We start from the raw sequence: 13,616 nt of genomic DNA on the forward strand, positions 1-13,616 counted from the left end.
TCATTGTGAACTTTGACAAATGAGTGGAAAGAGAGGAAAATCAAGAACGGTTATTCACATGGTACATAAAACTGCGCATACGCGTATAAAAAGATAGCTTGTGTGCATAAACAAAAAAAGGGGGACTTTGCTTCATGCTAGACAAGATTATGCTTACCTTTCAAATTGGCTTAGCCTTGGTCGGTGCGTATCAGTTATTTTTAACTTTCTTCGGATGGTACCGTCCCAGAAACAAACAGAAATTTGCTCCGCAGAAATCGTTTGCTGTTTTGGTTGCTGCTCATAATGAGGAGCAAGTCGTTGGCGCATTGATCGAGAATCTGAAGGCCTTGGATTACCCCAAAGAGCTCTATGACATCTTCGTGATTTGTGATAACTGTACAGACAATACAGCGGATATTGCACGCAGTCATGGTGTTAACGCCATGGAACGCCATAACCCGAACCTGAGAGGGAAAGGTTACGCGATCGAATGGATGCTGAAAGAGCTTTGGAAGCGGGAGCGTCAGTACGACGCCGTTGTCATGTTTGATGCCGACAATCTTTCCAGTCCGGATTACTTAATACACATGAACAATGATCTTTGCTCCGGTTCCAGAGTTATTCAAGCCTACCTAGACAGCAAGAACCCAAACGATTCCTGGGTTACTGGCTCCTACGCAATCTCGTATTACTTTGCAAACCGCTTCTGGCAAATGCCCCGTACAAACTTAGGGCTTGCTAACTACTTGGGAGGTACAGGAATGTGCTTTGAATCCAAGCTGCTTAAACAGATCGGATGGGGAGCAACCAGCCTTGTTGAAGATTTGGAGTTCTCCATGCGCTGCATTAAGCTCGGTATTCGACCTACTTACAACTACGAGGCGATTGTTTATGATGAGAAGCCACTGACGTTTAAAGTATCCGCCAAACAGCGCTTGCGCTGGATGCAAGGACACTTTGATGTGGCCAAGCGTTATTTCTTCCCCCTATTGTGGCAAGGTATCAAAGAGGGCAGCTGGACGAAGATTGACGCGGCTATCTACTCGGCTAACGTATATAACTTCTTTTTCGGCGCGATTATCACCGTATTGCTATGGATTAAATCCTTCACTCCGGGTTGGTCGGACGCGCCAATGCTTGCTGATATCAATCCCGTATTCTTTAACTCAGTCAGCTTAGCCATTTACGTGCTTCTGCCAATCTCCATGTTCATTGAGAAGGCTCCTGGCAAAGTATATAAATATTTAATTCTATATCCGATATTTATGCTTTCTTGGTGGCCGATTACGTTCTATGCGTTCTTCACGCAAAACAACAAACAATGGAGCCATACGGAGCATACACGTGTTATTCGTCTAGACGAAATGAAAAGTAAACAAGTGAGTTGACTTTCTCTGACTGAGATGATATTATATTTCAAGTAAAAGCAGAAGCGCCCGCTTCTCACCTGACCGACACAGTTGGCTGGTTTGAATGAATCGTCATGAATGTACAATAGGTTTGCATGAACCTGTTATTGATGAAGATGTGGGCCACTGCGCCCGCATCTTTTTTATATTGTTAGAGAGAGCGTTACATACTTTTTGGAGGTGGAATACTATTAGCAAAGACCATATGATTAATGACGAGATTCGTGTGAAGGAAGTACGCCTGATTGGGGCGGACGGAGAACAACTCGGCATCACGCCGATTCGCGAAGCTCTTCAAATCGCACTTGACGCGAATTTGGATTTGGTAAATGTGGCACCGACGGCTAAGCCGCCAGTATGCCGCATTATGGATTACGGTAAATTCCGTTATGAAACACAGAAGAAAGAAAAAGAAGCTCGTAAGAACCAGAAGATTGTGGACATCAAAGAAATTCGCTTAAGCGCGACAATCGATGAACACGACTTCCAAACAAAGCTTCGCAATGCCGTTAAGTTTCTTGGCGAAGGCGATAAAGTGAAAGCCAGCGTCCGATTCCGTGGTCGTGAAATAGCGCACTCGGAGATTGGCCGTAGAGTACTTGAACGTTTAGCTACTGAAACAGCTGACATTTCCTCACAGGAGCGCGCTCCTAAGCTTGAGGGAAGAAGCATGATCATGATCTTAACGCCGAAAGTCACTACCTAGGCGTTATACTAAATTAGGAGGAACAAAACACCATGCCGAAAATGAAAACACACAGCAGCTTGAAAGGCCGTTTCAAAATTACTGGCACAGGCAAAGTGATGAGATACAAACAAGGTAAAAATCACTTGCTTTCCGGTAAATCTTCACGTACTAAACGTGTTCTTGCAACAAACCCAGTTATGGCTCCAGGCGATGTACGTCGTCTGAAACAACAACTTTCTAACATTAAAGGTTAATATTCGAACATTATTTATACATCCCAGGAGGTAGTTAACAATGGCAAGAGTCAAGGGCGGATTTATTCGCGCTCACCGTCGTAAGAAAATTTTGAAACTAGCAAAAGGTTATTTCGGTTCCAAACATCGCTTATTTAAAACAGCTAAAGAACAAGTAATGAAATCTTTAGTGTATGCATACCGTGACCGTCGTCAAACGAAACGTAACTTCCGCAGACTGTGGATTACACGTATCAATGCAGGCGCTCGTCAAAACGGCCTTAGCTACAGCAAATTGATGCATGGCCTGAAATTGGCTGGTATCGAAGTTAACCGTAAAATCTTGGCTGATCTAGCTGTGAATGATTCCAAAGCGTTCAACGATTTGGCAACAGCTGCAAAAGCAAAAGTAAACGCGTAATAGCGTTCTTAGAAGCCTGTTCCCTTAAGGGAGCAGGCTTTTTTTGCATAAAATGGACGAAGTTTAAACGTTGGATGGTGTTTCTGATCGATGATGGTTTCGAAAAAGTACAACCAAGTACATCAACAGGGGAATAACGACTTGAAAGATTGGGAAAAACTTCAAACTACATTCAAGCCAAGCCACACGTGATAGGTATAGTTCGGTTCTATAAAAGATGTCGTGAATATAATAAAACCCACATAGAAAATCCACAGGTGTCTACTTGTTGCACGCGATAATTGGGTACATGCATAGACGGCTCCCCAGAAGAAAGCAGTCATTTTCACAAATAAACCCAGAAATAAAAGCAAGGTGACCATCACGTCGGACGAAAGTAGCAATATCAAAGCGTTGATAATAATCTTCACTCGATTGTAGAAATCTAAAAAAGGTTACTGGAGCAAGCAGTGCGAAAGGAGTTCCATCGTTCCATCGACGATTATGCCAACTTGTCCTTCAAGAAGGCCGGCTGCTACGGCATCTGGCCTCTCTGAGTTCATAATGGTAGGAAATGGGGTATAGGTTCTATCTTCGATGAATTCTTCAATGTACCCGCTCTCTAGGATGCTGTCGACGTCAATCCTGTCTAGGCGACTCTTGACTTCTTGAACGACGTGATCCTCAGCAATCCCATCCAAATAGGTGATGACGACTTCGGTTTGCGTATATCGACCTATTCGCAGGCTAATAAACCGAAGATCGGGTGATTTAATTTTCCTCCGCAGCAGGGAGGTATTCGTTCGCAAGTCTTCTGTAAAGCTTTCTTTCGGACCTCTTACAACCGTTTGTGTTTGAGGCTCCTCTATGGCACGCTTGTCCCACCATGTTGTACCGGCAATTAATGCTTCATGGTAGCCGTTAGCAAGAATGGCAGTGTTACCGTCCAAGAGAGCTCGGCAGGGACGATTTCATTACTAGCCCCCTAAATTTCCTGGATTGGTATTATCTTCTCTCGCTTGATTTTGTTTTATTCAGTTTGACTATTGACTATTCTTCAGGGGATGCATATAATAATCTCTAAATCATATTATATATGGTGATCTACACTAACGAATCGGCTATGAAGAGGAAGAAGTAATAAGGGCACTTATGCGCAGAGAGCGTTGGACTTGCTGAAACCATCGCCTTAATCCCTTACGTACGAAGTCACCTCGGAGCTGTTTTCCTGAAACTTGCGGCACAGCCGTAGGCAATAGGGGAAATCGGAAGAGCACACGTTATCGTGCTGAGGGTATTGTTCTTCATGAGCATACCTGCTAAGGCTATGTGCTGTGAGGCGCGTAGCAAACTTGGGTGGTACCACGGAAGCTTGAACCCCTTTCGTCCCGTTTACACGTTACGTGCGTGTATGGGATGAATAGGGGTTTTTCTTATTGTCTAAGAAAGCTCGATGATTCAAATGAACTTACTTTTTGAGAGGAGGATCACAATGAATGTTCAAACTGAACCAAAGAGGTCAAAAGAAGAATTAATTGAGAAGCTTATGAAGCCGGACCTGATTACAGGCTCCGAAATTCTGCTAAGAAGCTTATTGCTGGAGGGTGTGGACTGCGTCTTTGGATATCCGGGCGGCGCTGTTTTGTACATCTACGATGCGATGCATGGTTTTGATGATTTTAACCACTTATTGACTAGACATGAGCAAGGCGCCATTCACGCAGCTGATGGATACGCACGTTCCACAGGTAAAGTTGGCGTATGTATCGCAACTTCCGGACCGGGGGCAACGAACCTCGTCACAGGAATTGCTACAGCATATATGGATTCCGTTCCGTTAGTCGTCATTACAGGAAACGTGGCTACAAACTTCATTGGTACGGATGCTTTCCAAGAGGCTGATATTACCGGTATTACAATGCCGATTACGAAGCACAGCTACTTGGTTAGAGACGTAAACGATCTACCACGCATCATTCATGAAGCGTTCCATATTGCGAACTCAGGTCGTAAAGGTCCGGTTCTCATTGACATACCAAAGGATGTCTCCGCTCATAAAGCGATATTTAAACCCGTGTCGGATGTAAGCATCCGCGGTTATAACCCAACGGTGCAACCGAACAAACTGCAAGTGGATAAGCTGATCAAAGCTATCGAAGAAGCAGAACGTCCAGTCATTATTGCAGGCGGCGGTGTTGTATACGCAGACGCATCCAATGAATTAATCGAGTTTGTTAATAAAACACAGATTCCGGTTGCAACGACCTTGCTCGGATTAAGCGGCTTCCCAAGCGCGCATGAGCTATGGCTCGGAATGCCTGGGATGCACGGGACGTTTACAGCGAACACAGCCATTCAGAATGCGGATCTTTTGATTTCTATCGGTTCCCGATTCGATGACCGCGTAACGATGAATTTGAACGGTTTTGCTCCAAAAGTGAAGAAAATCGCTCACATTGACGTTGATCCTGCAGAAATCGGCAAGAACGTGAAGACCGATATCCCATGTGTTGGCGATGTGAAAGCTGTTCTGGAATATGCGAACACCAAAGCAAAGCCTGCGAAGAGCGGAGCGTGGATTGCTGAGCTTCAGGAAAGCAAAGAGAAGTTCCCTCTGAAATACGGCAATACCGAGACGGAATTGAAACCACAATTCGTTATCGAAATGATTAGTGAGACGACGAAAGGCGAAGCGATCATAACGACAGACGTTGGACAGCATCAGATGTGGGCTGCTCAATTCTATCGCTTCAAAAACCCGCGTTCCTTGGTTACATCCGGTGGTCTTGGCACGATGGGCTTCGGATTCCCATCAGCGATTGGTGCTCAAATGGGTAACCCGGATAAACTCGTTGTATCCATTAATGGTGACGGCGGCGTTCAAATGTGTGCGCAAGAGCTTGCGATCTGTGCGATTAACAACATTCCGGTGAAGGTTGTTATTATTAACAACCAAGTGCTTGGCATGGTTCGTCAATGGCAGGAGATCATTTATGATAACCGCTATAGCCACATTGACCTGGCTGGCAGCCCTGATTTCGTGAAACTGGCAGAAGCTTACGGCGTAAAAGGCTTGCGTGCCACGACGAAAGAAGAAGCAAGAAGAGCATGGCAGGAAGCACTCGATACACCGGGTCCTGTCGTTATTGATTTCGTCGTGCCAAAAGGAGAGAATGTGTTCCCAATGGTTAAAGCAGGCGATACAATTAGTGACATGTTAATGGGGGATTCGGAATGACAACAAAACATACAGTTTCCGTACTCGTAAACAATCAGCCTGGTGTCCTGCAGCGTGTATCCGGTTTGTTCGGACGCAGAGGCTTCAATATTGAAAGCATCACCGTAGGGGAGTCCGAAGAACTCGGACTTTCCCGAATGGTTATCGTTACCACAGGGGACGACAACACGCTTGAGCAAATTTCCAAGCAATTGTACAAGTTGATTGATGTTATTAAAGTCATCGACCTAAGCTCGAATCCAATGGTTGCCAGAGAACTGGCACTCATTAAAGTAAATGCAGAACCGATTATGCGTCCGGAAATACTCGGTATTGTAGAGACATTCCGCGCCGCAGTTGTAGATATTGGGCCAGCCTCAATTATCGTGCAAGTTGTTGGAGATTCAGATAAAATAGATGCTATGGTCGAATTACTTCGTCCTTATGGCATCCGTGAGCTTTCCCGCACGGGAGTCACAGCGATGATTCGCGGTTCAGTTAAATAAGTAATAAGGCAGTTTGGGTAAAGAGGTAAAGCCTCCTTGAGTGGGGCTTTCAGCGGTGTACTCTTTAGCGCTTGAAAAGGGTAAATCGTTGAAACACCCACTCAAGGGGTAGACAATACGGATTCATCATATCAAAGGAGGATTTATTCGAATGGCAGTTACTACTTACTATGAAAAAGATGCAGACTTAGCGGTACTTAAAGGTAAAACGATTGCAGTTGTTGGTTATGGTTCCCAAGGGCACGCACAAGCACAAAACTTGCGTGACAGCGGATTGAACGTTATTATCGGACTTCGTGAAGGTCGTTCATGGAACTCTGCAAAAAATGATGGTTTCGAAGTTGTATCCGTTGAAGAAGCAGCAAGACGCGCTGACGTGATCCAAATCTTGATGCCGGATGAAACACAAGCTCGCGTTTACCGTGAGTCCATTCAACCGAACATGAAAAAAGGCGCAGCAATCATGTTCTCCCATGGTTTCAACATCCATTTCGGACAAATCGTAGCTCCTGAAGGTACAGATGTATTCTTAGTAGCTCCTAAATCCCCAGGCCACATGGTACGTCGTACTTATGTTGAAGGCTTTGGCGTTCCTGGCTTGATCGCAATCGAGAAGGACGCTACTGGCAACGCAAAAGCAATCGGTCTTGCTTATGCAAAAGGTATCGGCTGTACACGTGCGGGCGTTATCGAAACTTCTTTCCGTGAAGAAACAGAAACTGATTTGTTCGGTGAGCAAGCTGTTCTTTGTGGCGGTGCTTCTGAATTGGTTAAAGCAGGTTTCGAAACATTGGTTGAAGCTGGTTATGCACCAGAAATGGCTTACTTCGAGTGTCTGCACGAGCTGAAGTTGATCGTTGATATGATGTATGAAGGCGGACTTGCTTCCATGCGCAGCTCCATCTCCAACACAGCTGAATACGGTGACTATGTAACTGGACCTCGTATTATCACAGCTGAAACGAAAAAAGCAATGAAAGCTGTTCTTACTGATATTCAACAAGGTAAATTCGCTCGCGACTTCATCTTGGAAAACCAATCCAACTTTGCTTTCATGAACGCAACTCGCCGCAATGAAGCACAGCACCCAATTGAAGTGGTTGGTAAAGAACTGCGCGAAATGATGCACTGGATCAAAAAGTAATTATAAGTACTAATTTATAGCAATACCTTCCACAGGGAGTGATTGAGGAGAATTTCCCAATCACTCCCTGTGAATACTATAAAGACGAGTAAAAATTTATATCTAAATCTTTAAATCCTTCTTCGAAATGCCCAGTGGAGGGCTCAGTGTTTGTCGGAGAAGCGTAGCGTTCGTATTTAAAAACGTGTCCCTACCTTTTGTTTATTCAGATGAGGGGGACACGTTTTTCAAGAAACGATCGGAGACAAATGCTGAAGAACGGAACGGTCAGCAGTTAGAATTAGGTTTAATCAATTTAATAGAAATCTCTTAGGAGGTGACATGGTGCGCAAAATCTACATCTTTGATACAACGCTTAGAGACGGAGAGCAATCACCAGGTGTGAACCTGAACACGCAGGAGAAAGTCGAGATCGCGCTGCAGCTAGAGAAGCTTGGCGTTGATCGTATGGAGGCTGGTTTCCCAGCTGCATCGCCTGGTGACTTAGCCGGCGTGAATGCCGTAGCTAGAGCCGTCAAGAATGCCTCTGTCATCGGTTTGTCCCGTTCGAGGGAGAATGATATCGAGGCTGTCCGTGAAGCGCTCCAGGGCGCTCAGGACCCGTGTATTCATCTATTCCTAGCGACGTCCCCGATTCATCGGCAGCATAAGCTGCGGATGGAGAAGCATCAAGTGCTGGAAACAGCCGAAGCAGCGATTAAATATGCGAAGAAGTATTTCAGCAAAATCGAGTTTTCACTCGAAGATGCAGGGCGTACTGAGCTGGATTTCATCGCGGAAGTAACAGCAATGGCTATTCGCGCTGGCGCTTCCGTCGTGAATATTCCGGATACAGTCGGCTTTATGACACCGTACGACTACGGCAATATTTTCAAAATGCTGAAGGAGACCGTGCCAGGCATTGAGAAGATTCAACTGAGCGCGCACTGCCATGACGACCTCGGAATGGCTACGGCTAACGCGCTAGCTGCTGTACTAAATGGTGCTGATCAAATCGAAGGCACCATCAACGGGATCGGCGAGCGAGCAGGCAACACCTCGATCGAGGAAGTTGTGATGGCGCTCGAGACGCGCCAGGACTTCTACCAAGCGAAAACTTCGCTTGTGCTGAAAGAGATTTATCGCACCAGCCGTTTGGTCAGCAAGCTGACCGGCATGGTGGTGCCAGGCAATAAGGCGATCGTCGGGGCTAACGCGTTCGCCCATGAGTCCGGCATCCATCAGGATGGGATGCTCAAAGAAAAAACGACGTACGAGATTATTTCCCCTGAGACCATCGGGGTCAAGGAAAGTAAGCTCGTGATGGGTAAACACTCCGGACGCCATGCGTTCCGTGAGAAGCTCATTGATCTTGGGTATGACCTCGGAGACGAGCAAGTGAATACGGCTTTCGCCAAGTTCAAAGATTTGGCAGATCGCAAGAAGCAGGTTGAAGACGAAGATATCCGTGCACTGATCGAAGAGAAACTGATCGAGACGCCGGAAATTTTTGCGCTAGGCACGCTTCAGGTTGCTTATGGCAACCAGATGACACCAACGGCAACGGTTCATGTTCGCTTCCAGGACGGCACCGAAGTGGCGGAAAGCGCAGTCGGGAACGGCTCGGTTGATGCGATATATAATGCGATTGATAAAGCAACGAAGGAAGATGTCGAACTTGACGACTACTCCATCAAATCCGTATCCCACGGAAAAGATGCATTAGGCGAAGTTCACGTTGTTCTTAAACAGAACGATGTATCCGTTCAAGGCCGCGGTATTTCTACGGATATTCTGGAAGCAAGCGCCAAAGCGTATTTGGACGCTGTGAACAGGCTCATTGAAAAACGCAAAACCCCAACAAGCAACAGAAGCAACGTCACGTTGATTTAAGAACCTTGAGTCCACGGCACCACCCAGATAAGCACCTCACCTCCAAGCATCGCGAGGAGGGGTGCTTTCTACAAATGCGAAAGGATGCGTCCATTTATGAAATATCGATTTTCTAAATCGCTTGAAGGTTTCTCATCCTCGGCGGTAAGAGAAATTCTCAAGCTGACACAAGGCAGTTCGATTATTTCTTTTGCCGGCGGATTGCCTGCTGAAGAGTTTTTTCCTTTGGACGCGGTTGCTGATGCGTTTCAAAGAGTGATCGGCGGCGGGAAGTCAGCGCTGCAATATGGTTTGACCGAGGGCTACAAGCCACTTCGTGAATCCTTATGCAAACGGATGGCTGCTAAGAATATGCAAGTAACACCTGATGAGATGCTGCTGACGACGGGTTCTCAGCAAGCGATTGATCTTCTTACGCGTGTTTATATTGATGAAGGCGATGTCATTCTTGTTGAAAGCCCAACGTATTTGGCGGCGATTCAAGTATTTCAAGCCAAAGGCGCTAAGATTTATTCGGTTGATAGCGATAATAACGGTATGATTCTTGAAGATCTATCGGCCAAAATTGCGAAGCACAATCCGAAGATGGTTTATGTCATTCCGACCTTCTCCAACCCGGCAGGCCGTGCATGGAGCTTGGAACGCCGTCAAGGCTTACTGGATATTTGCCGCGGCGCGGAAGTGCTTATTCTGGAAGATGATCCGTATGGAGAAATCCAATTTGACGAAAGCGAAACCTACCCATCCATCTTCTCTTTGGGAGGGAAAGCCGAAGGAGGGAATGTTGTTTACACCAGCACCTTCTCCAAAACCGTCGCGCCTGCCTTCCGAGCAGGATGGGTAATGGGCGACGAAACCATTATTCGCCAAATTGCCCGTTTTAAGCAATCTGCGGATCTGCACTCCAGCACGATTGATCAGCAAACGCTGTATCATTTGCTTGAGCACTTTGATCTCGACGCACATATCTCCTTAATTCGTGAGCAATATCTGGATCGGATGAAATTCATGTCAGGCCTATTGAAAGATTTAAACTGGCCTGGACTGAAGTGGGAAGAACCGAAGGGCGGCATGTTCATCTGGGTGGAGCTGCCAGCGCATATTCGTGCAGAGGATCTGCTGAAAATCGCGGTAAAAGAAGGCGTAGCCTTTGTTCCAGGATCCACATTTTACGCCGAAAATCCACAATACAACACGATGCGCCTGAATTACACACATACGGATCGTGCGAACACGATTCTCGGTATGCAGAAATTAGCTAAGGCTATGGAATCATATCTACAAAATGCATAGAAGATAGCGCACCCTCATGCAAATTGGTCGTCCAAGACCATCAGCATGAGGGTGCTTTTTTTGAGTGCCATATTGGAAATACAGAATAGAAAGAGCCGCCTAACCCCAGGATCTTCAACTGGTATTTGGCGGCTTATCTTATTTGTTTAACAAGTATGGAAGGTAATGTTGTTGTATAAAATGCAAGATTTTATTTAGGTTTTTCCTATAATTTGTTAAATGTTGTATCACATCACACGCCACAGGATAGAGCTTCTTAGAGTGGCACCACAGGAGTTCCATAGAAGTAGTAGCACAGAGTAGAGTTCCATAGAAGTGGCACCTACCAGCCTACAAGTTCATTGCACTCACGTTCAGCTCTTTCAATGATACTTTACTTCCAGCGGAATCACTAATGTGCACGGTGACTTGTTCACCAGCCAGCAAGTCGAAGAAATTATCGCTGAAGCGGATATTTCCTTGTGGTAGATCGATCTTCACCATTCGCGCGTGGGCACCGTTTGCAGTGATTTGAACGGTTTGAGCAGCTTCATCCACATTCACACTTAACGTGGTAGTAGGGAGCTTGAGATCCTTTTGGTCGCGCAGGTAGATTAGGTTATCCGGTGCCCCCCAGTCGGTTGTGCTAAGCTTCACAACGACCTGATTCGGCGAAGCGCCCTGCAAAATATTCGTTTCATCCAAGCTTCCAAGAAGCAATGCTGCATTCGGCCTCACCTGAGCATCGAAAGCATGGCTGAACAGCAGCTCACCTGAGAAGTTAAACACAGACAGCAATACTTGCCCTTGCAGAGAGCTCAGCGTATCGTTCACTGCCCAGACATGCAGCGGCTGGCCCGGTTCATGATCGATGGAAAGCAGCAGCGGATGATAGAACTTTTTCGCATAGTAAAAGGATGCTTTCGGAAGCAGTTCATAGTCGATCAGTGACCAACTGGTTCCTGGCCAGCTATCATTGAGCTGCCAAACGAGCGATCCGCTTGTGCGGTGCTTATTGCGGCGATAATGCTCAATACCATACTTCAAGCCCTCGGCTTGGGTCAGCATAGAGAAGTTCATGTACTCTTCAATGTTGGCCGGAATGCCGGTATAGCCTTCCATGAGCAGGATGCCCTTCTGATGGTTCGTATCCTTATTGCGGTATGCCATCTCTACACTATTCCAGTAAAATTGGCCGTCAGGGATATTTTTCTCGAGTGTATAGCGATTGGCCGAAGCATGCATACCGAATTCGCTGCTGAACAGGGTGAAGTCTTTTTTGTAATTTTTGAATGTGACGCCTTCGATGCTGTAATCTAACAAAGGCTTATCGCCGAATTGGCGAGGGTACACGGAGCCGTGCCACACCTGCCAGTTATGGCGGTCACCGACATCCGGATCGTTCGCGTCACTGCCGCCGAAGGGGGAAGAAGGCCAGTAAGCTCGACTGTCGTCGAGGAGCTCAAGTGCTTCTGGAATGAGTTCATGGTAGATGACTTCACCGTAGAACGGGCATGTAATATCGCCACCGGCGGATTTCATATCATACAGCCAGTCGATTTCGTTGTTTCCGCACCACAAGGAAAGGGATGTATAATTCCGTAAACGCTTAATGTTATAAATGACTTCCTTGCGAACATTATCCATAAAATCTCGGTTAAAATCAGGGAAGAGTGCATTGGCGAAGGCAAAGTCCTGCCAGACGAGCACACCGCGCTTGTCGCATTCCTCGAAAAACACATCTTTCTCATAAATACCGCCAGCCCAAATGCGCAGCATGTTCATATTCGAGTTGACGGAGAGATCAATCAGATCGCGATATCGCTGATCAGGAATGCTTCCGATGAAGTGATCGGCCGGAATCCAGTTGGCACCTTTGGCAAATATTTTGACGCCATTTAGAATAAAAGCAAACGCATGTTGACCGTGTTCATCTTTGAGTTCGAGCTCAATCGTCCTTATGCCAAATGGCTTCTTATAGAGATCGACAAGCTCTCCATCCGCATACAGAAGCACTTCTAATTCGTACAAATAAGGCTTGCCCAAGTCATGCGTCCACCATAGTTGAGGGTTCGCTACATCCATTGTAAATATGCTTGTTGTCGATCTGCCTGTTTGCTCATTTACCATCCCATGTAAGGAAGTAACGACAAGGCCATCTTCCGCTTTTAAACGTACTTCGCACCCAAGCTCTACATTTTTTCGGAAAGCAATGACATCGACATCGAGCTTAATGGAAGCAGCAGTCTCATTAACAGCTGCCGTCCTTGCAAAGACACTATCCAGCTTAGCGAGGCGCTTACGCTCAATATAAACCTTTCCCCAGATGCCAACCGTAACCATCCGTGGGCCCCAGTCCCAGCCAAAATTCATTGCGGCTTTACGCAACCAAGGGCGCTCCTTGGTATAGGAAGACCATTGGAACAGCTCTTTATCCCGATTGTGCAAATAAAGCGGATCAAATTTGACCGCTATCGTATTTTTCCCATCGACAAGGACTCGGGTGATATCGAACGTGTGGCCCATTAGCATATTGTTGGTGGTGCCAATTTCCTTACCATTGACATAGATGGTGGCGAATGTATCGAGGCCATCAAAGGTCAACTCATGCTTCACTTCAGGTTCTTCATCCAGAGCATAATTGAACGCGTAGCGATACCACCATTCCTTCTGCTCGATCCAGCGGCTTTTCGCGTCATTATGACCGAAATAGGGATTATCGATGAGGCCTCGCTCTATTAAAGCTGAATGCACGTCACCAGGCACTTGTGCAGTAATCCAGAATCGGTCGTCAAGTCCAGCAGCCGCTACTTCCAGCGGTCTGGCCTGCCCAACCTCGAATTGTTGAAGTCTCCATAAACCTGATAGTTCCATTTAATTCTCTCCCTTGGCT

12 protein-coding genes are annotated in these 13,616 nt (G+C 46.3%); 9 read left to right on the top strand and 3 right to left on the bottom strand.

What is annotated here, in order from left to right; translation table 11 throughout:
* Window positions 1-134 precede the first annotated feature (134 nt).
* The 4 genes from QFZ80_RS01450 (at window position 135) to rplT (ending at window position 2,733) form a co-directional block, all read left to right on the top strand.
* Entirely contained in the window at window positions 135-1,370 is a 1,236-nt protein-coding gene (locus QFZ80_RS01450; RefSeq protein WP_307549501.1) for a glycosyltransferase family 2 protein, read from the top strand.
* A 226-nt stretch (window positions 1,371-1,596) separates the two neighbouring features.
* Window positions 1,597-2,097 carry a translation initiation factor IF-3 gene (infC, locus tag QFZ80_RS01455; protein ID WP_047681158.1) on the top strand — a complete coding sequence of 167 codons (501 nt, stop codon included), beginning with the start codon at window positions 1,597-1,599 and terminating at the stop codon, window positions 2,095-2,097.
* Between the two features lie 32 nt (window positions 2,098-2,129).
* Window positions 2,130-2,333, top strand: coding sequence for a 50S ribosomal protein L35 (rpmI, locus tag QFZ80_RS01460; RefSeq protein ID WP_029199203.1), 204 nt, complete (start codon window positions 2,130-2,132; stop codon window positions 2,331-2,333).
* Window positions 2,334-2,373: 40 nt separating this feature from the next.
* Complete coding sequence (gene rplT, locus QFZ80_RS01465) at window positions 2,374-2,733, top strand: 50S ribosomal protein L20 (protein WP_028553998.1); 360 nt, start codon at window positions 2,374-2,376, stop codon at window positions 2,731-2,733.
* Window positions 2,734-2,994: 261 nt separating this feature from the next.
* Here the strand turns inward: rplT and QFZ80_RS38780 are convergent, their stop codons facing one another.
* Both QFZ80_RS38780 and QFZ80_RS01470 read right to left on the bottom strand, forming a co-directional pair.
* Window positions 2,995-3,183 (bottom strand): spore germination protein, encoded by a 189-nt coding sequence (locus QFZ80_RS38780; protein WP_373460355.1) that lies wholly within the window; start codon window positions 3,181-3,183, stop codon window positions 2,995-2,997.
* The gene (locus QFZ80_RS01470) at window positions 3,168-3,662 is read right to left on the bottom strand and encodes a spore germination protein (protein WP_373459991.1); all 495 of its coding nucleotides are present in this window, start codon (window positions 3,660-3,662) and stop codon (window positions 3,168-3,170) included. Before QFZ80_RS01470 ends, QFZ80_RS38780 begins: the two co-directional genes overlap by 16 nt.
* A 542-nt stretch (window positions 3,663-4,204) precedes the next feature.
* Between QFZ80_RS01470 and ilvB the strand changes: the two genes are divergently transcribed.
* The 5 genes from ilvB to QFZ80_RS01495 all read left to right on the top strand — a co-directional run bounded on the left by ilvB (window position 4,205) and on the right by QFZ80_RS01495 (window position 10,744).
* A complete protein-coding gene (gene ilvB / locus QFZ80_RS01475; RefSeq protein WP_307549498.1) occupies window positions 4,205-5,950 on the top strand; it encodes a biosynthetic-type acetolactate synthase large subunit in 1,746 nt (581 codons plus the stop codon).
* The gene (gene ilvN, locus QFZ80_RS01480) at window positions 5,947-6,435 is read left to right on the top strand and encodes an acetolactate synthase small subunit (RefSeq protein ID WP_057305082.1); all 489 of its coding nucleotides are present in this window, start codon (window positions 5,947-5,949) and stop codon (window positions 6,433-6,435) included. Before ilvB ends, ilvN begins: the two co-directional genes overlap by 4 nt.
* Window positions 6,436-6,586: 151 nt before the next feature.
* Window positions 6,587-7,579: a ketol-acid reductoisomerase gene (ilvC, locus tag QFZ80_RS01485; protein ID WP_307549497.1), complete on the top strand. Its 993-nt coding sequence runs from the start codon at window positions 6,587-6,589 to the stop codon at window positions 7,577-7,579.
* A gap of 324 nt (window positions 7,580-7,903) precedes the next feature.
* Entirely contained in the window at window positions 7,904-9,451 is a 1,548-nt protein-coding gene (locus QFZ80_RS01490) for a 2-isopropylmalate synthase (RefSeq protein WP_307555759.1), read from the top strand.
* 96 nt (window positions 9,452-9,547) lie between these two features.
* The gene (locus QFZ80_RS01495) at window positions 9,548-10,744 is read left to right on the top strand and encodes an aminotransferase-like domain-containing protein (protein WP_307549496.1); all 1,197 of its coding nucleotides are present in this window, start codon (window positions 9,548-9,550) and stop codon (window positions 10,742-10,744) included.
* Window positions 10,745-11,074: 330 nt separating this feature from the next.
* Here QFZ80_RS01495 and QFZ80_RS01500 read toward each other — a convergent pair whose 3' ends face one another.
* Window positions 11,075-13,597 (bottom strand): beta-mannosidase, encoded by a 2,523-nt coding sequence (locus QFZ80_RS01500; RefSeq protein WP_307556867.1) that lies wholly within the window; start codon window positions 13,595-13,597, stop codon window positions 11,075-11,077.
* Between the last annotated feature and the right edge of the window lie 19 nt (window positions 13,598-13,616).

The sequence above is a fragment of the Paenibacillus sp. V4I7 genome (assembly GCF_030817275.1).
GTDB lineage: Bacteria > Bacillota > Bacilli > Paenibacillales > NBRC-103111 > Paenibacillus_E.

Excerpts from the sequence above, each read along its gene's own strand:
- QFZ80_RS01500 (WP_307556867.1), bottom strand. The coding sequence starts at position 13,597 with ATGGAACTATCAGGTTTATGGAGACTTCAACAATTCGAGGTTGGGCAG.
- QFZ80_RS01495 (WP_307549496.1), top strand. The coding sequence starts at position 9,548 with ATGAAATATCGATTTTCTAAATCGCTTGAAGGTTTCTCATCCTCGGCG.
- rpmI (WP_029199203.1), top strand. The coding sequence starts at position 2,130 with ATGCCGAAAATGAAAACACACAGCAGCTTGAAAGGCCGTTTCAAAATT.
- rplT (WP_028553998.1), top strand. The coding sequence starts at position 2,374 with ATGGCAAGAGTCAAGGGCGGATTTATTCGCGCTCACCGTCGTAAGAAA.
- ilvN (WP_057305082.1), top strand. The coding sequence starts at position 5,947 with ATGACAACAAAACATACAGTTTCCGTACTCGTAAACAATCAGCCTGGT.
- infC (WP_047681158.1), top strand. The coding sequence starts at position 1,597 with ATGATTAATGACGAGATTCGTGTGAAGGAAGTACGCCTGATTGGGGCG.
- QFZ80_RS01450 (WP_307549501.1), top strand. The coding sequence starts at position 135 with ATGCTAGACAAGATTATGCTTACCTTTCAAATTGGCTTAGCCTTGGTC.
- ilvC (WP_307549497.1), top strand. The coding sequence starts at position 6,587 with ATGGCAGTTACTACTTACTATGAAAAAGATGCAGACTTAGCGGTACTT.
- ilvB (WP_307549498.1), top strand. The coding sequence starts at position 4,205 with ATGAATGTTCAAACTGAACCAAAGAGGTCAAAAGAAGAATTAATTGAG.